The following is a 20,552-nucleotide window of genomic DNA, read 5'->3' on the forward strand; positions in this document are numbered from 1 at the left end:
ACTCCATTATTTTAAAAGTGTGGGTTTAGATGAAAGGAAAAAATAAAACTTGTATAAGGTAGCAGATATTTTTTGTGGCGCTGGAGGATTGAGCTATGGCTTTTCTATGCACCCTTATTTTGAATTAATATGGGCTAACGATATAGAAAAGGACGCCATTTTAAGCTATCAAGCCAATCATAAAAAGACGCAAACCATTTTATGCGATATTATGCAACTTAATTGCCGCAACTTGCCATGCGTTTCAATTGATATTCTACTAGGCGGACCACCATGCCAGAGCTATTCTACTCTTGGCAAAAGAAAAATGGATGAAAAAGCGAATCTGTTTAAAGAATATTTGCGGCTTTTAGATTTAGTAAAACCAAAAATGTTTGTCTTTGAAAATGTGGTGGGTTTAATGTCTATGCAAAAAGGGCAATTATTCAAACAAATTTGTAACGCTTTTAAAGAGAGAGGTTATATTTTAGAACATGCCATTTTAAATGCCCTAGATTATGGTGTGCCTCAAATAAGGGAGCGAGTGTTTTTAGTGGGCGTGCTTAAAAGCTTTAAACAAAAATTCCACTTCCCCAAACCCATAAAAACGCATTTTTCTCTAAAAGACGCTTTAGGAGATTTACCACCCATTCAAAGCGGTGAAAATGGTGATGCTTTAGGTTATCTTAAAAATGCGGATAATGTTTTTTTGGAATTTGTGCGAAATTCTAAAGAATTAAGCGAGCATAGCAGTCCTAAAAATAATGAGAAACTTATAAAAATCATGCAAACGCTAAAAGACGGACAGAGTAAAGATGATTTGCCTAAAAATTTACGCCCCAAAAGTGGTTATACTAATACCTATGCCAAAATGTGGTGGGAAAAACCAGCCCCCACTATTACAAGAAATTTTTCTACCCCAAGCAGTTCTAGGTGTATCCATCCAAGAGACTCTAGAGCGTTAAGCATTAGAGAGGGAGCAAGATTGCAAAGCTTTCCTGATAATTATAAATTCTGTGGGAGCTCTAGCGCTAAAAGATTGCAAATTGGCAATGCCGTTCCGCCTTTATTGAGTGTAGCGCTCGCTCATGCTGTCTTTGATTTTTTAAGGGATAAAAATGTTTGATAATAACGATTTTAAAGGTTATAGAAATTTATTGGGTTTTAATTCTCAAAATGCGTTTAAGGAATTTTTAGGCGCTAAAGACATACAACCTTGCGTTGATTTCAATTATTTAAACGCGCTCAAAAAAAGGCTTATTGAAATTTTTAGCGCTATCAATAGTGTTTATTGTTTTAAATATAATGAGTATGAATTGGAATGCTTTTTTAAAAACTCCATAGAGCGAGTGTTTTCAAAGATAGTGGATACTCATATTATTTATAAGCTGAATAATCAAGGCAGAAGACCTGAAGAAGTGTGTTTTTCTTGGATGCGTGGGTTTTTAGTAGCGGAGTTTTTTAAGGGTTTTATCGCTTGTCTTTTTGGCACACAAAAAGAAACCATTAAATTTTTTGGTGGGGATAATTTTGAGAGCATAGAAAGCTTTAAAAGAAGTCCTAAAGCCGATTTTTTGTTAGAAAATCATTTATTACTAGAAGTTCAAAGCGGGTTTCAAGGGATCAATGATATTAAAGAACATAAAGTTATAGAAGCTAAAAGGCGTTTGATAACGGATAAAATCCCTACTATTGTGGTGCATTTTGATCTGTTTAATGGGCAAGTAGCGTGTGTAGAAATTTCTAAAATCAAAGACAATGATTTGAATTGGATAACCCGCCAACAAATGGAAGGGCAGAGCGTTTTTAATATTTCGCAAAACTTTTTTGATTACAAAATTACAGAAATACCTAGTAAGCCGCTTTTATAAAAACTAATAGTATAATACGGTCTAAATAAAATACAAGATAATAGCATTAAAAATGTGGTAGGTGGATTGAATGTTTGTTATTTTTTGCCCAACATTCAGTGCGAGTGTGTGTCCCTCAAATGAGAGAGCGAGTGATTTTAGTGGGCACGCTTAAAAGCTTTAAACAAAAATTCCATTCCCATAAACCCATAAAAACGCATTTTTTCAATCAACTTATATTTTGATTTGCCTTAGCCTCTTTACTGCCTCCTATTAAAAGTGATCCCATAAACTTCATTCCTGATTTGGAATAAGGGATCAGTAGGGGCTTCCACGCCTTTAGGGAGATCGGCTGGGAAATACACATCTTTATTGCAACCCATTCCTTCGTATTCTTCAACTTTCAATGTCCCTACCAGTAATTCCTTGTGTTTGCCTTTCCAAAGCGCGGTCGTGTCGTTGGTGGCATCATTTTTATTTGCAAACACCAGATACATTTGGTATTCTACGGGTTTAGTTTTAAGGTGTTGTTGGAATGAAGAAAGCAGATAATTTGAATCTTTTTGCTTTAATTCTTGGGGGTTAAGATACTTGATGCCGTCTTTAGGCACAAATTTCCATCTCGCAGGCAATAATTTTTCTTTCTTATCTTTAAACTTGAACGCATGCACGCTATAATAAGGCGTGTTAGCCACGCTTGAGCTAATCCCTATCGTTTTTGTGTAAGCGGCAAAATTCCTATAAGAGGGGACTTCTTCATAAAGCTTTTTGATTCTTGCTTCATCCACCTTGCCATTTTTAGGGATTCTCATTTCAAAAAATTGAGCGAATTCGTTAGGGTTTTTGGCAAAATTGATTTCTGTATTGAGCATCACCATTGTCCAGCTAGCGTTTTGATTTTCTAATTTTAACGCCATTCCCCTAACTTTGCTTTTATCGTCCATCGCTACGCCCCCTAAAGAATACCTTACAGACGCAGGGATTTCTTTTTCATTGAGTAATGGCACATCTAAATCCTTTTTTGCTTGTGCATTAGGGAGGAACACGCCTTTAGCGCAAAACCCCTTAGTGTGGTTGATTTTCATTTTAGGCTCTTTGGCGTTGAGTTTGTAGAAAATATCCGCAATCTCTTCAGCGCTCACTTCATGGGCTTTTAAAAAACCCAAACTCAAAACCAAACACAAGCTCAAACCAATTTTTTTCATTCTTGATCCTTATTATTTTTTTATATAAAACAACGCTTTTTATTGTATCAGTAAATTCCCTGTTAAGCCTTAAAAAAGCCTTTTTTTGATACCTTATTAGGATCTTAAAAGATCATCTTATCCATTTGCATGCTCATCAGCAAGCTTTTAAGGATAAACTTGTGTTTTAAATTTTGTGATTTTTAAGAAAAATTAGCTTGATTTTAAACTAAATCTATATTCTTTTATGCTACAATTATTTCTACAGAGTAATTTATCTATTCTCAGGTAAAGTAAGGAAGAGGAATGAAATTAAAGAAACGAAAAGTTGCGGCTGCATTGCTAAAGCGTTTTACCTTGCCACTATTGCTCACTACGGGTTCATTAGGGGCGGTTACTTATGAAGTGCATGGAGATTTTATCAATTTTGCTAAAGTGGGTTTTAACCATTCGCCCATTAACCCTGTTAAAGGTATCTATCCTACAGAGACTTTTGTTAACCTTACGGGTAAGCTAGAGGGGTCTGTGCATTTAGGTAGGGGATGGACCGTGAATTTAGGCGGTGTTTTGGGCGGACAAGTTTATGATAGCACTAGGTATGACAGGTGGGCAAAGGATTTTACCCCCCCAAGCTATTGGGATAAAACTTCTTGCGGCACTGATTCTATGAGTCTTTGTATGAATGCCACTAAAATGTGGCAGCAATCAGGGCCAGGTGGTATCATTAACCCTAGAGGTATTGGTTGGGAATATATGGGTGAGTGGAACGGCTTGTTCCCTAACTACTACCCGGCTAACGCCTACTTGCCTGGTGGCTCAAGGCGCTATGAAGTTTATAAAGCGAATTTGACCTATGACAGCGACAGAGTCCATATGGTCATGGGGCGCTTTGACGTTACGGAGCAGGAGCAAATGGATTGGGTTTACCAATTGTTCCAAGGTTTTTATGGGACTTTCAAGCTTACGAATAAGATGAAATTCTTGCTCTTTAGCTCTTGGGGTCGTGGTATCGCTGACGGTCAGTGGTTGTTCCCTATCTATCGTGAAAAGCCTTGGGGTATTCATAAGGCGGGTATTATTTATCGCCCTACAAAGAATCTAATGATTCACCCTTATGTGTATCTTATCCCAGAAGTAGGCACATTGCCTGGTGCTAAAATAGAATACGATACCAATCCTGAGTTTAACGGTATGGGCATGAGAAATAGAACGACTTTTTATGTGTTGTATGACTATCGTTGGAATAACGCTGAATACGGCCGTTACGCACCCGCTCGTTATAACACTTGGGATCCGTTCTTGGATAATGGTAAGTGGCGTGGCTTGCAAGGTCCTGGTGGTGCGACGCTCTTTTTACGCCACCATATAGACATTAACAACTACTTTGTGGTTGGTGGTGCTTATCTCAACATCGGTAACCCTAACATGAACTTAGGTACTTGGGGTAACATCATCGCTGTGGATGGTATCGAACAATGGGTTGGCAGTATCTACAGCTTAGGGTTTGCAGGGATCGACAACATTACCGATGCTGACGCGTTCACTGAGTATGTTAAAGGTGGAGGCAAGCATGGTAAGTTCAGTTGGAGTCTCTACCAACGCTTCACTACCGCTCCAAGGGCATTGGAATATGGTATTGGTATGTATCTAGACTATCAGTTCAGCAAACATGTTAAAGCGGGTCTCAAACTCGTATGGTTAGAGTTCCAAATTCGTGCGGGTTACAACCCTGGAACCGGTTTCCTTGGGCCAAACGGTCAGCCGCTTAACTTGAATAATGGTTTGTTTGAATCTTCTGCGTTTGCACAAGGTCCTCAAGACATGGGTGGCATTAAAAAGAGTATTACTCAAGATAGAAGCCATTTGATGACACACATTAGTTACAGCTTCTAAGAGAGTTCTCCCCCTATCTCTTATATATGCCTTTTTTGTATTTTTATTTTAATATCTTTGGGAGTTAGGGTTTTGGAAATTAAGAAATATTTTTCTTACTCTCTATTTTTTTTGCTTTTTTCTAGTCTCTTTTTATCCAAACTTCAAGCTTATAAATTCAACATGAGCATTGTTGGAAAGGTGAGCAGCTATACCAAGTTTGGCTTTAACAACCAAAGATACCAGCCTTCTAAAGACATTTATCCTACAGGTAGCTACACTTCTTTGCTCGGCGAATTTAATTTGAGCATGGGTTTATACAAGGGTTTGAGAGCGGAAGTGGGGGCGATGATGGCAGCACTCCCCTATGACTCTACCGCCTATCAAGGCAACAATATCCCTAACGGCCAGCCCGGCTCTAGGACCGATCCTTTTGGGGCGGGTATCTTTTGGCAATATATTGGTTGGTATGCGGGACATAGCGGTTTAAATGTGCAAAAACCTCGTTTAGCCATGGTGCATAACGCTTTTTTGAGCTACAACTACAAAAAAGACAAATTCAGTTTTGGCGTGAAAGGGGGGCGCTATGATGCTGAAGAGTATGATTGGTTCACTTCTTACACTCAAGGGGTTGAAGGCTTTGTCAAATATAAAGACACTAGGTTAAGGGTGATGTATTCAGACGCTAGGGCTTCAGCGTCAAGCGACTGGTTTTGGTATTTTGGGCGTTACTATACAAGCGGTAAGGCTCTAATGATAGCTGATTTGAAATATGAAAAAGACAACCTAAAAATCAACCCTTATTTTTATGCGATTTTTCAAAGAATGTATGCGCCAGGCATTAATATCACTTATGACACCAACCCTAATTTCAACAATAAGGGTTTTCGTTTTGTAGGTACTTTCGTGGGGTTTTTCCCCATTTTTGCCACTCCGGCTAATCAAAATGATATTATCCTCTTCCAACAAGTGCCGTTAGGAAAGAGCGGGCAAACTTATTTCTTCCGCACCCGTTTTTACTATAATAAGTGGCAATTTGGGGGCAGTGTCTATAAAAATATCGGTAACGCTAATGGCGATATAGGTATTTATGGCGACCCTTTGGGGTATAACATTTGGACGAATAGTATTTATGATGCAGAAATCAATAATATCGTTGGCGCTGATGTTATTAACGGGTTTTTATATGTAGGCTCACAATATAGGGGGTTTAGTTGGAAAATTTTAGGCCGTTGGACGGATAGCCCAAGGGCTGATGAAAGGAGTCTCGCGCTCTTTTTGAGTTATTTTTCTAATAAGTATAATATTAGAATGGATTTGAAACTAGAGTATTATGGCAATATCACCAAAAAAGGCTATTGTATTGGGTATTGTGGCATGTATGTTCCAACCGATCCTAACGGGCCTGGCACGCAACCTTTAACACACAATGTGTATTCTGACAGGAGCCATATAATGTTTAATATCACTTATGGTTTTAGGATTTACTAGCATTTTATCCTTAATGGATATTTTTGATTAGCCTTTTTAAAATATTGAAAGGCTCTGCTCCAATCAAATATTAATACTCAAAAAGCCTTATTTAAATTTATTATTCAATATTTAATACACTAAAAAAAACACCACACCTACGCAGTTTTTCAACAAGCTAAACGAGTTTAAAGATGATGTCTTTACCACCCCCAAAGCTAAAGAATACATTGACATAGCGAGCGGATTTCATAAGCTTTTTAAAAACGACGCTAAGATCGCCGAAAGCCTAAAACCAGCCACAACGAAAAATTTAAGCCAAAGCACTCACCCTAATGCAAGCGATAGTAATTTATCTTTATTGGTATTCAACATGCCAAGGACTAAAACGCAAGTTGTTACCAAGGATTTGCTAAGGTTAATGTGCTTTTTAAGGCCCAACCATCTCCAACAGCCCTAAAATTTTTAGAACTCGCTTAAGCTAAGTCTACTATACTCAAACTATTTGAGATAAAACTTACAATAAAAGGTTTTAATGTTGGTATAATGCAAAAAGTGGGCTTAATATTAATGATAATTTTTGGTTTTGCCATGTCCAATGATAAAAAACCACCAATGGATATTGAAAGATAATTGTAAAATGAAGACAAGCGCTAAAGTATTATTGACTTTATTGATTGTAATATCATTAGGTAAGGGATTAATCAGTCTCATATCAGCTTGGCGTGGCAAAGATGATGCAATCCCCATTGAAACAAGACTCCATAAAAACAAACTGACAATCATTTCTAAAACAGACAACATAGAAATCCAAAACATTCAGTTTAATAGAGGGAATTGTTCTCACACTAGTAAGGATTTAAAAGATTTAGAAGACCTTGAAGAAGGAGTGCCTGAATTGTTCGAGGAACTTGATCGTGATAAAGAGTCCATCGCTGACAATGAAAAAACGATCCAAGAGTATCAAAATGAAATTGCTAATTTTCAAAAATACTATAAAGATGTAAAAGATATTGACGATTATTCGGCGTTAATCCATTGGCTCAATGAACATAAAGATTCTTATACTTGAGATAATGATCTTAATTTTGAATCCCTTAAAAAAAGCCTTTTAAGTTCTATTGAACAATCAATTGAAGAATTGCAAAATAAGGTTAAAGAGCTTTTAGATGAGAACAAATCTGCTCTAGTCGAAATGAATGATATAAACGAACAACTCCCACAAGTGCAAAAAAAACTCCAAGAACTCACAGACAAAAAAACCGCTATGTTTACGCTTAAATTTGGAGAATCTCTGATAATAGAATACGATTGCAAGAATCTCATGGAGATTAAAATCCAAACCGATAAAGGTAGTAAGACTCTCCATTTTAAACTCCCATAACCCAAAGAAGAGGATTATTAATTGGTTAGATCTTTGGTATTTTTAAATCAATCGGATTGGATTGACTCCTTGTTTTATTTCTTTAACTTTTTAAAAAAAGAAATTTTGGTTACTCTGTTTGCATCGTTACTAGAACTTTGTTGATTTTTAGTTTAAAGCCCAGTTGGTTTTAGTGAGATTTTCTCTGATGGAAAAAAGCTTGTCTTTGACTTCGTTACTGCTCAATTTCCTCACTTTATCCGAATTGTATTTCAAATCCTGGCTAAGGAGAGACAATCGGTTAGACAAATCGGCAATATCCACTCTTAGCCCCTCATCTCTGGCTAATTTGAGCGCGGGGATTAAATCCGTATCTTTTGAAAAGATAAGAATCCTATCGGCTATTTTTTTAAAGGCTATTCTTTGAATGTCAAGACCCATGAGCATATCCACCTGCTTTTGTTCTAATAACGCCCTATAACTCCCATCAAACTCCACTCTTATTGCGTTTAACTTAGTCCTCCCCAACCTCAATTCCACTTGATCCAATGAAGCTAGATCGTGTTGGAAATTTTCCACATCGCTATAAATCTTCTCCCATTTGGTCGCTTCACTGCTTTGTAAGATCTCTTCAATGTCGTTGCTTGTGAAGATTTTCATTTCTGTTCCCGGATTTTTTTCATTTTGGAGAGTGTCATTCCTCTTATCCCATAACGCATGTTCAAAATCAAAGGGTGGGGTGGTATAAAAGTAAATACGACTGATCTTCTCATCATCTAGTAAAAAAGCCCTGATAGTAACGATCACATCTAAAGCGATATTATAATTAACGCATTTTGTTTGTTTAATATCGCGCCTGAAATTCTCCCAATCCACTAGTATGATTGTGTTTGCTTTCATTTATTATTGCTCCCTTATTTATAGGCTAATTTTTTTAAAGTTCTTAATGCAATCTTGTATTTTGCGCTAACAAGAAACATGGATATAATAATAGCGTTTTTTAAACCTTGCGATAAATAAACAGGAATGGTTGATGCGTATTTTAGGAATAGATCCGGGCAGTAGGAAATGCGGGTATGCTATCATCTCTCACACTTCTAACAAGCTTTCTTTAATCACGGCCGGGTTCATTAACATCACCACGACACGCTTGCAAGAACAGATTTTAGATTTGATAGAAGCTTTAGATTGCTTATTGGATCGTTACGAAGTCCATGAAGTAGCGATTGAAGATATTTTCTTTGGGTATAACCCTAAAAGCGTGATCAAGCTCGCGCAATTCAGGGGAGCGTTGTCCTTAAAGATTTTAGAAAGGATCGGTAATTTTAGCGAATACACGCCCTTACAAGTCAAAAAAGCCCTAACCGGTAACGGGAAAGCCGCTAAAGAGCAAGTAGCCTTTATGGTCAAACGCTTGCTTAACATCACAAGCGAAATCAAGCCTTTGGATATTAGCGATGCGATAGCCGTTGCTATCACGCATGCGCAACGCACGCATGCGCAATGCAACGATTAAAACCCCACTAACTACCATTTGTAAGCCACTTCAAAACGCGCGTTAAACCCGGGCTCTGCGATCGCTCTTTTAATAGCGTCAGTGCCTGGCATATCCGGGCTCATGACATAAGGGCTTGTTTGATCCACATAGAATTTGTTGAAAACATTATTAAACACGGCTGAAAGCAACAAACCTTTCCAGTGGCTTTTGGTTTTAGGACTCCAATTGATATAAAAATTACTCACGCCATAGCCCGGTTTATGCATATGCACTAACCCTAATTGGGATCCGCATTTGGCTAAATCGGTAGGGGTTTTGGGTTTTTCAGCCGTCCCGTAATCAGGCAAGTAAATATCAAACCCGCAATAATCTAAACCGGTAACAAAGCGGCTAAGCCAAGCAAGATTGATCCCTGTTTTTGGAATGGTGTAATCCAATTTGATGATAAAAACATTACCGGTGCTTGCGGCAAGCTCATAGCTATCCGCCATTAAATACCCCCTGGTGGTGGGCCAAGTGCGCGAGATCCCTACATTCAAACTCACGCCCTTGTATCTAAAAGTCCCACCCACTTCATAGCCATAAATCCTAATCGCTTGATTTAAATTGGTTACAATCAAACTTTGTGCGTATTGTGAGATGAAATTATCCAAAGCTTGATAAAACGCCGCAGCCCTCCCGCTAAAATACTGGCTTGAATAATCAATATTAAATTCAGCGTTAGAGCCCACTTCAGGCTTGATATTTTTAGCGTATCGCAAATCGTTTTGGCGCATATACACGCCATCTCCTGGCATAACCCCCCTTGTAACTTGAGAATAAGTGATTTTTAAAGATAAAGGCTCAATGGGGCTTAGCACAAGAGCTGCGCTAGGGCTAAAGCCTTGAGTGTAGCGGTGGTTCCAGTCTTTATCATAAAGCGTGTAAGCGTCCCACCTTACCCCAGCTCCAAAAGTGATGATTTTATGAGGCGAGTAATTCGCTTGCACATAGCCTCCATAAATATTCCCGTTCGCTTTCCCTCTTTGGCACAAGGTAGGGTCATTGGGGTTATTATCCACAAGAGAGCAAGCGATTTGTTTTTGCCCTTTATCATCAGTATAAACTTGATTAGGCCTGTATAATTCTGATTTAGGGATGCGAGCGTCAAAAACGCTTAAATTTTGGTAATTGAATCCGTATTCAAAAAGGCTGTCTGTGGCTTCATCAATCACATGCGCAACTTTAAGGTTTAAGCCGGTGTTGTTTAAAAACAAATCCCTAGGCTGTGAGCTTGGCTTATCCACATCTGAAAAGCTTGGGGTGCAATAAGCGCCTTCCACGCATGGGTAATTTTCTTTTTCCCAAGTGGTCGCTTGAGAAGTGGGGAATCTAGCATAAACGCCATTAGGATCAAATAGGGGATCAAACTGAGCGTTTCTAATGCTTGTATAAAGGGTAAAATCTAATCGTGGGTCGCCAAAAGAATTTCCCGCTTCCCTTTTGTATTGTAAGGAAAGATTGTTGGCGGTATTGACGGAGTGATACAAGTATCTTGTGAAACTATCCAACACATTAGGACACCCTTGAGAACTATCAGGGCTAAAAGGGGCTTCACAAGGATAGGCTAACCCTATAGCGTTACTCCTTAAAGGGCGTGTAGCGTTATCTCGTGTCATGTTCCAGCTGAAAGTGAGCGTGTCTCTGTCGCTCAAATAGCCATTCATTTTAACTAAAGCGTTGTTTTGCTCGCTGGGAGTTCCTGGCTCTTTATCGGCTTGTGTGGGTTTGAAAAGGTTTTTTGTCGCTGTAGCGCCGCTTCTATAATAGAAGATGTTTTGGTGCGTGTAGTAAGCGATAATATCAAAATGCGCGCTTTTGTAAGCCGATCTAAAAGTCTCTCGATCGCCAAAATTGGTATAAAAACTCACCGCCCCGCTAGCTGCATAATTTTTCCCCCTAGGGATAAAATCAGCCGCTCCTTTAGTCTCCATTTTAATCACTCCTGCAATCGCTCCTGGCCCCGCGCTCGCATTAGCCGCGCCTTTGGTAACTTCCACGCTTTTGAGCATGCCAGGGTCAATCACGGTGTTGCCTTGGTGGTGGTAGATATTGCCATTTTGTGCAGCCCCATCCACCGTAACCCTTAAAAGCCTGTCTTCAATGCCTCTCACATAGATTTTCTGCCCCATCACGCTCCCTCCGCCCACATTCACATCAGGGTTAGTCCTAAACAAGTCCTTGACTTCATTGCTTTGGCGTTGATCCAATTCTTTAGAAGTTACTTTAAACTCATTGTTGTAAGTGAAAATCCTTTTAGCTTGGGTGGTAACCTTATTTAAAGTGCGCTCCTCGCTATAGCAAGTCTCAGCGAGTAGGGGGAAACATAAAGCGTATCTAAGCTTTGGGTATGATCTTAAAAACATCCAACAACTCTCCTTAATCTAAAAATTCAAAAATAAAAATCAAAAAAAAAAAAAAAACAAAATCCGTCAATGCATTGAGATAGAATAGTATGATAATTATTATTAAAACCAGATTAAAAATAAAATTTTGTTTTTAATCTTTCTTATTTTCATTAATTGTTACAAATAGAAATACTTAAGGGGGTTTTTCATTCTTAAAAAAAAGGATTTTTTAAGGAAATTGAATCTTGTTAATCTTTGCATAACAAATTATGTAATAATAACCACAAGTAATCGGCTTAGTGTTAGATTACGAAGATTTAAAATCAAATAAAGGAAAAAAGATGGTTAATAAAGATGTGAAACAAACCACTGCTTTTGGCGCTCCCGTTTGGGATGACAACAATGTGATTACGGCTGGCCCTAGAGGTCCTGTTTTATTACAAAGCACTTGGTTTTTGGAAAAGTTAGCGGCGTTTGACAGAGAAAGGATCCCTGAAAGGGTGGTGCATGCTAAAGGAAGCGGAGCTTATGGCACTTTCACCGTGACTAAAGACATCACTAAATACACTAAAGCGAAAATTTTCTCTAAAGTGGGCAAAAAAACCGAATGCTTTTTCAGATTTTCTACTGTGGCAGGGGAAAGAGGCGCTGCGGATGCGGTGAGAGACCCTAGAGGTTTTGCGATGAAGTATTACACTGAAGAAGGTAACTGGGATTTAGTAGGGAACAATACGCCTGTTTTCTTTATCCGTGATGCGATCAAATTCCCTGATTTCATCCACACTCAAAAACGAGATCCTCAAACCAATTTGCCTAACCCCGACATGGTGTGGGATTTTTGGAGTAATGTTCCTGAAAGTTTGTATCAAGTAACATGGGTTATGAGCGATAGGGGTATTCCTAAATCTTTCCGCCACATGGATGGTTTTGGCAGCCACACTTTCAGCCTTATCAACGCTAAAGGCGAACGCTTTTGGGTGAAATTCCACTTTGAAACCATGCAAGGCGTTAAGCACTTGACTAATGAAGAAGCCGCAGAAATCAGAAAGCATGATCCTGATTCCAATCAAAGGGATTTATTCAATGCGATCGCTAGAGGGGATTTCCCAAAATGGAAATTGAGCATTCAAGTGATGCCAGAAGAAGATGCTAAAAAGTATCGATTCCATCCGTTTGATGTGACTAAAATTTGGTATCTCAAAGATTATCCATTGATGGAAGTGGGCATTGTAGAGTTGAATAAAAATCCTGAGAACTATTTCGCAGAAGTGGAGCAAGCAGCATTCACACCGGCTAATGTCGTTCCTGGAATTGGCTATAGCCCTGATAGGATGTTACAAGGGCGCTTGTTCTCTTATGGGGACACACACCGCTACCGCTTAGGCGTTAATTACGCTCAAATACCGGTCAATAAACCAAGATGCCCGTTCCACTCTTCTAGCAGAGATGGTTACATGCAAAATGGGTATTATGGTGCCTTACAAAACTATACGCCTAGCTCATTGCCTGGCTATAAAGAAGATAAAAGTGCAAGGGATCCTAAGTTCAACTTAGCTCATATTGAGAAAGAGTTTGAAGTGTGGAATTGGGATTACAGAGCTGATGATAGCGATTACTACACCCAACCAGGTGATTACTACCGCTCATTGCCAGCTGATGAAAAAGAAAGGTTGTATGACACTATTGGAGAGTCTTTAGCTCATGTTACCCATAAGGAAATTGTGGATAAACAATTGGAGCATTTCAAGAAAGCTGACCCCAAATACGCTGAGGGAGTTAAAAAAGCTCTTGAAAAACACCAAAAAATGATGAAAGACATGCATGACATGCATGGAAAAGACATGCACCACATGAAAAAGAAAAAGTAACCCTTTTCTTTGAGCGTTCTTATTTTTAGGAATGCTTTGTCTTTCAAAATTTAGGTTTTTGGATACTTATCAACCCTTTAGGGTTGGTGGTGTGTCCTACTTTTTCATTCATTCAACGGATTTAAAAATTACAATAAAGAGTTATAGTTATGAAACGAAGGGATTTTATTAAAACGACGGCTTTAGGCGCTACAGGTGCTGTTTTAGGAGCGCAGATTTTGCAGGCAGAAGAAAGCAAAGGGAGTGTTGCAAAATATAAAATAGAAGCTCAATACAGCATTGATTTTGATTCTGCAGAACACACTTCACTTTTCATTCCCATGCCGAGTGTTGTAGCGAGCAATGTGCATTTACAAGGCAATCATGCCAGTTATAAGAGCATGCTTGCTTTTGGCGTGCCTTATTTGCAAGTGGATTTTTCAAGAAGCGCTCAAAAAAAGCAAGCCCATTTGTCTTATGAGATCGCTAGCTATCAATTGAACGAGCGTTTGTTTGAAACGAGCGATTTTGTAGCAATGGGGCGTTATGAAAGAGATGATGCGAGCGTGGCTAACATTGCCAACCAGCTCAAGGGAACAACCCCTAAAGAAAGCGTTCGTAATTTTTATGCGTTCATCAAGCATGAGATGCCTAAAAGACAGAAGGCTTTAGAGGGTAAAGAAAATTTGCCTAAACGCGAGAGTTTGCCTTGGTTTGCAACCATTTCCAAAGAGAGCATGTTTGTGTCCTTATGCCATGCGTGTGGGATTAAAAGCGCTGAAGTGCAAGGCTTGAAATTGGCTCAAAACAGCGTGGTGAAGAACGCTTCTAGGGTAGAAGTGTATTTGAAGGATTCGTTTTTAGCGTTTGATTTTCAAAATAATCACAAGGAAGTTTTTATCCCGTTGAATCGCCATAAAGACATGCAGTTAGATTCTGCCTTATTGGCGACTTTTGGCGATGCCTTTGCCCTTGTAGATGGTAGGGATTTAGGCAATTACGAGAGCAAACTTTTTGAAAAAAGAGTGTCCTATACAATTGTCTAAGGGCATGAAATTTAGAAATATTCCTTGATAGTGAGCTTTCCTTTTTAGGGAGAGTTTGCAAAAAGGGTTTAGAGGGTTATCTTTATGCGAGAATTTTTTAAGAAACTTGGCACAGAATACGCTTCTAAGCTGTTTTTGGTTTATTGGCTTAGGTGGATGTTGAGTGCGTTGGTGATGTTGCCTTTTATGGAGATTTTCTATTATTTCAATTTTCCGTTGTGGCTCAATCTTTTCTTGGGGCAAACCATTGGAGCGGTGATTTTTTTCAAGCTGGATAAGTTGATTTTTTCTAAAAAGTAGCTGTTATAGGACTAAAAAGTCCTTAAGCTTTCTTATTTTTAAGCTTTTTTGAGGAATTCAGATTTTAAAGACAAACTCTGCCCTTCTATTTTACAATCCACATTGTGATCGCCATTGACGAGCTTGATATTTTTGATTTTGGTGCCTTTTTTAAGCACTAAAGATGAGCCTTTAACCTTTAAATCCTTAATGAGAATGGCTGAGTCCCCATTTTGTAAAAGATTATTGTGGCAATCTTTAACGATCAATTCTTCATCATTAGCTTCATTTTCATCCCATTCATGCAAACAGCTAGAGCAAACCAGTTGCGTGCCGTCATGATAGGTGTAGGCGTCGTTGCATTTAGGGCATGGGGGTAAATCTTGCACGATAGTTGTCCTTATTGTGGTATCAGTATAATGATATTACCTAAATCAAGGTTATAAAACGCTTTATTGTGATAAGTATCAACCCCATAAGATCGCTTGATGAAAAATTATCACCTGCTTAGTGCAAGCTATTTAATATTTTAAAAAATTCTTTTAGCATTTTTTAATGCCATCAATTTAAATTTTTTAGGTTACTAAATGTTACTAATAAGTTAAAATTCGTTAAAATAATCATAATAATTAAAGCTTTTAACCACTATTGTAGAAAAATAACAAGAGGGTTTGTAAAAACTCTCATTAAAAACAAGGAGCAAAAAAGATGAAAAAAGCGGGCTTTCTTTTTTTAGCGATGATAACTATCGTTGTTATGAGTTTAAACGCTAAAGATCCGAACGTGTTGCGTAAGATTGTTTTTGAGAAATGTTTGCCTAATTATGAGAAAAATCAGAATCCTTCGCCATGCATAGAAGTCAAACCCGATGCCGGTTATGTGGTTTTAAAAGATATTAACGGCCCGTTGCAGTATTTGTTGATGCCAACAACTCACATTAGCGGTATTGAAAGCCCTTTGTTGCTTGATCTTTCAACGCCTAACTTTTTTTATTTATCCTGGCAAGCACGGGATTTTATGAGTAAAAAATACGGCAAACCCATTCCTGATAGCGCGATCTCTTTGACGATTAACTCTCATAAGGGGCGATCGCAAAACCATTTCCATATCCATATCTCTTGCATTAGCCTTGAAGCGCGTAAACAGCTGGATAATAATCTAAAAAAAATCAACAGCCGTTGGTCGCCATTATCAGGTGGCTTGAACGGGCATAAATATTTGGCGCGTCGGGTAACAGAAAGCGAATTGGCACAAAAAAGCCCCTTTATCATGCTTGCCAAAGAAATGCCTAACGCGCGCAAACGCATGGGAGACTATGGCTTGGCGGTGGTGCAACAAAGCGATAACTCCTTTGTCTTGTTAGCGACACGATTTAACCCATTAACTTCCAATCGCGCTTCAGCCGAAGAGATTCAAGATCATGAATGCGCGATTTTGCGTTAAGGTAAGTTAGATTCTTAAGTTTGAGCGATAACTTTTAAAAAGCGTTATGGGGGTAGTGTTACAAAAACCCCTATCCCTTTGTGAATTTGACCGATCTTTTTGATTAACAAAACTTTAAAATCCGCAATCAATCATTCTAAAAAGCTATTTAGGAACAACTTTTGCTTTATTTTGCATAGATTGAATTTCTTTAAATTAAAGGATAACCATGCTTAGGTCTTTATGGTCTGGTGTCAATGGGATGCAAGCCCACCAAATCGCTTTGGATATTGAGAGTAATAATATTGCGAATGTGAATACCACTGGTTTTAAATATTCTAGGGCTTCTTTTGTGGATATGCTTTCTCAAGTCAAGCTCATCGCTACCGCACCCTATAAAAACGGGTTAGCAGGGCAGAATGACTTTTCTGTGGGGCTTGGGGTAGGCGTGGATGCGACGACTAAAATCTTTTCACAAGGCAATATCCAAAACACAGATGTCAAAACCGATCTAGCGATTCAAGGAGATGGCTTTTTTATCATTAGCCCTGATAGGGGGATCACGCGCAATTTCACTAGAGATGGGGAGTTCCTTTTTGACTCGCAAGGGAGTTTGGTTACCACCGGCGGGCTTGTGGTGCAAGGGTGGGTGAGAAACGGGAGCGATACCGGCAATAAAGGGAGCGATACGGACGCTTTAAAAGTGGATAACACCGGCCCTTTAGAAAACATTAGAATTGATCCGGGAATGGTGATGCCAGCCAGAGCGAGCAACCGCATTTCTATGAGGGCGAATTTAAACGCTGGAAGGCATGCCGATCAAACAGCGGCGATATTTGCTTTGGATTCTTCAGCCAAAACCCCTTCAGATGGCATTAATCCGGTGTATGATTCAGGCACGAATCTTGCTCAAGTCGCCGAAGACATGGGATCTTTATACAATGAAGATGGCGACGCTCTTTTATTGAATGAAAATCAAGGGATTTGGGTGAGTTATAAAAGCGCGAAAATGGTCAAAGACATTCTCCCTTCTGCAGAAAACAGCACGCTTGAGTTGAATGGGGTTAAGATTTCTTTCACGAACGATTCAGCGGTGAGCAGGACTTCAAGCTTAGTAGCGGCGAAAAATGCGATCAATGCGGTCAAAAGCCAAACGGGCATTGAAGCTTATTTGGACGGCAAGCAATTGCGTTTGGAAAACACCAATGAATTAGACGGCGATGAAAAGCTTAAAAACATTGTGGTTACTCAAGCCGGGACCGGAGCGTTCGCTAACTTTTTAGACGGCGATAAAGATGTAACGGCTTTCAAATACAGCTACACGCATTCTATCAGCCCTAATGCGGATATTGGGCAGTTTAGGACCACTGAAGACTTGCGCGCCTTAATCCAGCATGACGCTAATATCGTTAAAGATCCTAGTTTAGCGGACAATTACCAAGACTCAGCGGCTTCTATAGGGGTTAGCGTCAATCAATACGGCATGTTTGAAATCAACAATAAAGACAATAAAAATGTCATTAAAGAAAATCTTAATATCTTTGTGAGCGGGTATTCTTCAGACAGCGTAACGAACAATGTTTTATTTAAAAACGCGATGAAAGGGCTTAATACCGCTTCTTTGATTGAGGGGGGAGCGTCAGCGAGCAGTTCTAAATTCACCCACGCTACGCATGCGACAAGCATTGATGTGATAGACAGCTTAGGCACTAAACACGCCATGCGCATTGAGTTTTATAGGAGTGGGGGAGCGGAATGGAATTTTAGGGTGATCGTGCCTGAGCCTGGGGAATTAGTAGGGGGGTCAGCGGCTAGGCCTAATGTGTTTGAAGGAGGCCGTTTGCATTTTAATAACGATGGATCGCTTGCAGGCATGAACCCGCCTCTTTTGCAATTTGACCCTAAAAATGGCGCTGATGCCCCCCAACGCATCAATTTAGCCTTTGGTTCCTCAGGGAGTTTTGATGGGCTAACGAGCGTGGATAAGATTTCTGAAACTTATGCGATTGAGCAAAACGGCTATCAAGCAGGCGATTTGATGGATGTCCGCTTTGATTCAGACGGGGTGCTTTTAGGAGCGTTCAGTAATGGCAGGACTTTAGCGCTCGCTCAAGTGGCTTTAGCGAATTTCGCTAACGATGCGGGCTTACAGGCTTTGGGAGGCAATGTCTTTTCTCAAACCGGAAACTCAGGGCAAGCCTTAATCGGTGCGGCTAATACGGGGCGTAGGGGTTCGATTTCAGGATCCAAACTAGAGTCTAGTAATGTGGATTTGAGCCGGAGTTTAACGAATTTGATTGTGGTTCAAAGGGGGTTTCAAGCGAACTCTAAAGCGGTAACCACATCCGATCAAATCCTTAACACCCTATTGAATCTTAAGCAATAAACTAAAGGATTACTCTAATACAATATAATAGAGACTAATTTAAAGATTAAGGTTTAGTATGCATGAATACTCGGTCGTTTCTTCTTTAATCGCTCTTTGCGAAGAGCATGCAAAGAAAAATCAAGCCCATAAGATTGAAAGAGTCGTAGTCGGTATTGGCGAAAGAAGCGCTATGGATAAGAGCTTGTTTGTGAGCGCGTTTGAGACTTTTAGAGAAGAATCTTTGGTGTGTAAAGACGCTATTTTAGACATTGTAGATGAAAAGGTTGAATTAGAATGCAAGGATTGTTCGCATGTTTTTAAGCCTAACGCCCTAGATTATGGGGTGTGTGAGAAATGCCACAGCAAGAATGTAGTCATCACTCAAGGCAATGAAATGCGTTTGTTGTCTTTGGAAATGTTAGCGGAATAAAAACCGATGCAAGAAGAATTGAACGCTTACCAGCAAGAAATTGAAGACACTAGGGAAGTTTTAAAAAAAATCCGTTTGGAATTGAAGCAAGTCCAAGAAATCTTGCGTAAGAAAAAGAGCGTTTTAAAAGGTTTGAAGCAAGAAATCTATCAAAAAAAATCAGAAAAAGAAAACTCCCACTCAAACAAAGAAACGCAAAACACAGGAGAAGAATGGATTTTCCCTAAAGCCCTTGAAGAGGTGGAGGTTTTCACTAGTGATAATCAGGTTATCATGGCAAAACCATGTAAGCGCGTGTTTGATGAAGGGATTTACTTGCAGTACCGCAGCGTTTTGCGCGAAAACAGGCTTTTAAAAAACCATCTCTCTAAAAAAGATTTTGAAAATTCGTTGCTTAAAATTGAATTAAGGGATTTGCATAAAGAAATCAAGCTCTATCAAGTCCAAAACCTTTTGAAAGACAAATAATGCCCACGATTTTAGTGAGCGCTTTAGAAGCGAGCTCTAATATTCATTTAGAGGAGTTACGGCGCAATTTGCCTAAAGATTATCGTTTTATTGGCGTGTTTGAAGGGAAAAACGCGCTCTATAGCCCTAGGGAATTTTCTGTCATGGGTTTTAGAGATGTGATAGGCCGTTTGGGGTTTTTACTCAAAGCCCATAAAGAAATGGTCCAATTAGCCAAACAAGCGGATATGGTGCTTTTAATGGATTCTTCTTCTTTCAATATCCCCCTAGCCAAAAAAATCAAAAAACAAGATCCGCATAAAAAAATCATGTATTATATTTTACCGCAAGTTTGGGCATGGAAAAAATGGCGCGCTAAAAGTCTTGAAAAATACTGCGATTTTTTGGGAGCGATTTTGCCTTTTGAAGTGAGTTATTACCAAAAAAAAGCCCAATATGTAGGACACCCTTTATTAGATGAGATTAAATATTATAAAAAAGATATTAAGGGCGAAACTCTAGTGTTTATGCCAGGAAGCCGAAAAAGCGAAATCGCTAAAATGTTCCCTTTGTTTGTCAAAGCGGCTCAAATTTTAGAACAAAACGAAGGGTTTAAAAGGCGTGTGTTGGTGGTGCCGAGTTTCTTTAAGGGGTTGGATTTGAAAGCCCTTTATGGAGAAGACATTAAACTATTTGAAATTTCTTATGATACGCATAAAAGTTTGTTTGAAGCGGAATTTGCGTTCATTTGCAGCGGCACAGCGACTTTAGAGGCCGCTTTGATTGGCACGCCTTTTGTGTTAGCGTATAGGGCTAAAACGATGGATTTTTTGATCGCTAGAATGCTTGTCAATTTGCATTATATAGGTTTAGCGAACATCTTTTATAACGCCTTAAATAATGAGACTCCAGGGCTTGGGAAGAGCCAATTGCACCCGGAATTGATCCAGCATTTTTTGAGCGTAGAGGGTTTGTTAAAAGCGTATGAAGAAATGGATAGAGAACGCTATTTTAAAGAAAGTTTGAGATTAAGGGAATATTTAGCCACTGGGAGCGCGAGAAAAATCGCTAATGAAATGGCTTTTTTGCTGAATTTAACTTAATTTTTAC

General features: G+C 39.1%; 18 protein-coding genes and 1 pseudogene. 15 read left to right on the forward strand and 4 right to left on the reverse strand.

Annotated features, from left to right (window positions below; all coding sequences use genetic code 11):
* The first annotated feature begins 49 nt into the window (after positions 1-49).
* Positions 50-1,105: a DNA cytosine methyltransferase gene (locus tag HPOKI112_RS02500; protein ID WP_025309703.1), complete on the forward strand. Its 1,056-nt coding sequence runs from the start codon at positions 50-52 to the stop codon at positions 1,103-1,105.
* Positions 1,098-1,850 carry a hypothetical protein gene (locus HPOKI112_RS02505; protein WP_025309704.1) on the forward strand — a complete coding sequence of 251 codons (753 nt, stop codon included), beginning with the start codon at positions 1,098-1,100 and terminating at the stop codon, positions 1,848-1,850. The genes HPOKI112_RS02500 and HPOKI112_RS02505 overlap by 8 nt, the downstream gene beginning before the upstream one ends.
* Before the next feature lie 239 nt (positions 1,851-2,089).
* Here HPOKI112_RS02505 and HPOKI112_RS02510 read toward each other — a convergent pair whose 3' ends face one another.
* Positions 2,090-3,034: a catalase family peroxidase gene (locus tag HPOKI112_RS02510; protein ID WP_025309705.1), complete on the reverse strand. Its 945-nt coding sequence runs from the start codon at positions 3,032-3,034 to the stop codon at positions 2,090-2,092.
* 285 nt (positions 3,035-3,319) lie between these two features.
* On the opposite strand from HPOKI112_RS02510, the gene hofC reads away from it, so the two are divergent.
* The 4 genes from hofC (at position 3,320) to HPOKI112_RS02535 (ending at position 7,739) form a co-directional block, all read left to right on the forward strand.
* Entirely contained in the window at positions 3,320-4,906 is a 1,587-nt protein-coding gene (gene hofC, locus HPOKI112_RS02515; protein WP_025275786.1) for an outer membrane beta-barrel protein HofC, read from the forward strand.
* Positions 4,907-4,978: 72 nt separating this feature from the next.
* Positions 4,979-6,376 (forward strand): outer membrane beta-barrel protein HofD, encoded by a 1,398-nt coding sequence (gene hofD / locus HPOKI112_RS02520; RefSeq protein WP_025276776.1) that lies wholly within the window; start codon positions 4,979-4,981, stop codon positions 6,374-6,376.
* Positions 6,377-7,028: 652 nt separating this feature from the next.
* Positions 7,029-7,427, forward strand: a complete 399-nt coding sequence (locus HPOKI112_RS02530) for a hypothetical protein (protein WP_229763330.1) — start codon at positions 7,029-7,031, stop codon at positions 7,425-7,427.
* Positions 7,428-7,550: 123 nt separating this feature from the next.
* Complete coding sequence (locus HPOKI112_RS02535) at positions 7,551-7,739, forward strand: hypothetical protein (RefSeq protein ID WP_001885564.1); 189 nt, start codon at positions 7,551-7,553, stop codon at positions 7,737-7,739.
* Positions 7,740-7,886: 147 nt separating this feature from the next.
* On the opposite strand, the gene HPOKI112_RS02540 is transcribed toward HPOKI112_RS02535, so the two are convergent.
* The gene (locus tag HPOKI112_RS02540) at positions 7,887-8,618 is read right to left on the reverse strand and encodes an NYN domain-containing protein (RefSeq protein ID WP_000646752.1); all 732 of its coding nucleotides are present in this window, start codon (positions 8,616-8,618) and stop codon (positions 7,887-7,889) included.
* A gap of 133 nt (positions 8,619-8,751) precedes the next feature.
* Between HPOKI112_RS02540 and ruvC the strand changes: the two genes are divergently transcribed.
* Positions 8,752-9,234: a crossover junction endodeoxyribonuclease RuvC gene (ruvC, locus tag HPOKI112_RS02545; RefSeq protein WP_025309706.1), complete on the forward strand. Its 483-nt coding sequence runs from the start codon at positions 8,752-8,754 to the stop codon at positions 9,232-9,234.
* An 11-nt stretch (positions 9,235-9,245) separates the two neighbouring features.
* Here ruvC and HPOKI112_RS02550 read toward each other — a convergent pair whose 3' ends face one another.
* A complete protein-coding gene (locus HPOKI112_RS02550; protein ID WP_025309707.1) occupies positions 9,246-11,621 on the reverse strand; it encodes a TonB-dependent receptor in 2,376 nt (791 codons plus the stop codon).
* A 323-nt stretch (positions 11,622-11,944) separates the two neighbouring features.
* Between HPOKI112_RS02550 and HPOKI112_RS02555 the strand changes: the two genes are divergently transcribed.
* From HPOKI112_RS02555 to HPOKI112_RS02565, 3 genes are all read left to right on the forward strand, one after another.
* A complete protein-coding gene (locus tag HPOKI112_RS02555) occupies positions 11,945-13,471 on the forward strand; it encodes a catalase (RefSeq protein ID WP_025309708.1) in 1,527 nt (508 codons plus the stop codon).
* A 149-nt stretch (positions 13,472-13,620) separates the two neighbouring features.
* Entirely contained in the window at positions 13,621-14,496 is an 876-nt protein-coding gene (locus tag HPOKI112_RS02560) for a twin-arginine translocation signal domain-containing protein (RefSeq protein WP_025309709.1), read from the forward strand.
* Positions 14,497-14,580: 84 nt separating this feature from the next.
* On the forward strand, positions 14,581-14,796 hold the full coding sequence (locus tag HPOKI112_RS02565) for a hypothetical protein (protein ID WP_001206520.1): 216 nt from the start codon (positions 14,581-14,583) through the stop codon (positions 14,794-14,796).
* Between the two features lie 38 nt (positions 14,797-14,834).
* On the opposite strand, the gene HPOKI112_RS02570 is transcribed toward HPOKI112_RS02565, so the two are convergent.
* Positions 14,835-15,164, reverse strand: coding sequence for a zinc ribbon domain-containing protein YjdM (locus tag HPOKI112_RS02570; protein ID WP_025309710.1), 330 nt, complete (start codon positions 15,162-15,164; stop codon positions 14,835-14,837).
* Between the two features lie 188 nt (positions 15,165-15,352).
* Between HPOKI112_RS02570 and cdh the strand changes: the two are divergent.
* The 5 genes and pseudogenes from cdh to lpxB form a co-directional block, all read left to right on the forward strand.
* Positions 15,353-16,218: pseudogene (cdh, locus tag HPOKI112_RS02575) on the forward strand (CDP-diacylglycerol diphosphatase); the annotation flags it as partial.
* A gap of 208 nt (positions 16,219-16,426) precedes the next feature.
* Positions 16,427-18,583, forward strand: coding sequence for a flagellar hook protein FlgE (gene flgE / locus HPOKI112_RS02580; RefSeq protein WP_000946397.1), 2,157 nt, complete (start codon positions 16,427-16,429; stop codon positions 18,581-18,583).
* A gap of 58 nt (positions 18,584-18,641) precedes the next feature.
* A complete protein-coding gene (gene hypA, locus HPOKI112_RS02585; protein ID WP_000545282.1) occupies positions 18,642-18,995 on the forward strand; it encodes a hydrogenase/urease nickel incorporation protein HypA in 354 nt (117 codons plus the stop codon).
* Positions 18,996-19,001: 6 nt separating this feature from the next.
* Entirely contained in the window at positions 19,002-19,463 is a 462-nt protein-coding gene (gene mua, locus HPOKI112_RS02590) for a nickel-binding protein Mua (RefSeq protein ID WP_025275794.1), read from the forward strand.
* Complete coding sequence (gene lpxB / locus HPOKI112_RS02595) at positions 19,463-20,545, forward strand: lipid-A-disaccharide synthase (protein WP_025275795.1); 1,083 nt, start codon at positions 19,463-19,465, stop codon at positions 20,543-20,545. Before mua ends, lpxB begins: the two co-directional genes overlap by 1 nt.
* Positions 20,546-20,552 lie beyond the last annotated feature (7 nt).

This window comes from Helicobacter pylori oki112 (assembly GCF_000600085.1).
Classification (GTDB): domain Bacteria; phylum Campylobacterota; class Campylobacteria; order Campylobacterales; family Helicobacteraceae; genus Helicobacter; species Helicobacter pylori_CY.

Coding starts and splice junctions, on each gene's coding strand:
- hypA (WP_000545282.1), top strand. CDS start 18,642: ATGCATGAATACTCGGTCGTTTCTTCTTTAATCGCTCTTTGCGAAGAG.
- HPOKI112_RS02550 (WP_025309707.1), bottom strand. CDS start 11,621: ATGTTTTTAAGATCATACCCAAAGCTTAGATACGCTTTATGTTTCCCC.
- flgE (WP_000946397.1), top strand. CDS start 16,427: ATGCTTAGGTCTTTATGGTCTGGTGTCAATGGGATGCAAGCCCACCAA.
- ruvC (WP_025309706.1), top strand. CDS start 8,752: ATGCGTATTTTAGGAATAGATCCGGGCAGTAGGAAATGCGGGTATGCT.
- lpxB (WP_025275795.1), top strand. CDS start 19,463: ATGCCCACGATTTTAGTGAGCGCTTTAGAAGCGAGCTCTAATATTCAT.
- HPOKI112_RS02555 (WP_025309708.1), top strand. CDS start 11,945: ATGGTTAATAAAGATGTGAAACAAACCACTGCTTTTGGCGCTCCCGTT.
- HPOKI112_RS02565 (WP_001206520.1), top strand. CDS start 14,581: ATGCGAGAATTTTTTAAGAAACTTGGCACAGAATACGCTTCTAAGCTG.
- mua (WP_025275794.1), top strand. CDS start 19,002: ATGCAAGAAGAATTGAACGCTTACCAGCAAGAAATTGAAGACACTAGG.
- HPOKI112_RS02540 (WP_000646752.1), bottom strand. CDS start 8,618: ATGAAAGCAAACACAATCATACTAGTGGATTGGGAGAATTTCAGGCGC.
- hofC (WP_025275786.1), top strand. CDS start 3,320: ATGAAATTAAAGAAACGAAAAGTTGCGGCTGCATTGCTAAAGCGTTTT.
- HPOKI112_RS02535 (WP_001885564.1), top strand. CDS start 7,551: ATGAATGATATAAACGAACAACTCCCACAAGTGCAAAAAAAACTCCAA.
- HPOKI112_RS02510 (WP_025309705.1), bottom strand. CDS start 3,034: ATGAAAAAAATTGGTTTGAGCTTGTGTTTGGTTTTGAGTTTGGGTTTT.
- HPOKI112_RS02505 (WP_025309704.1), top strand. CDS start 1,098: ATGTTTGATAATAACGATTTTAAAGGTTATAGAAATTTATTGGGTTTT.
- HPOKI112_RS02560 (WP_025309709.1), top strand. CDS start 13,621: ATGAAACGAAGGGATTTTATTAAAACGACGGCTTTAGGCGCTACAGGT.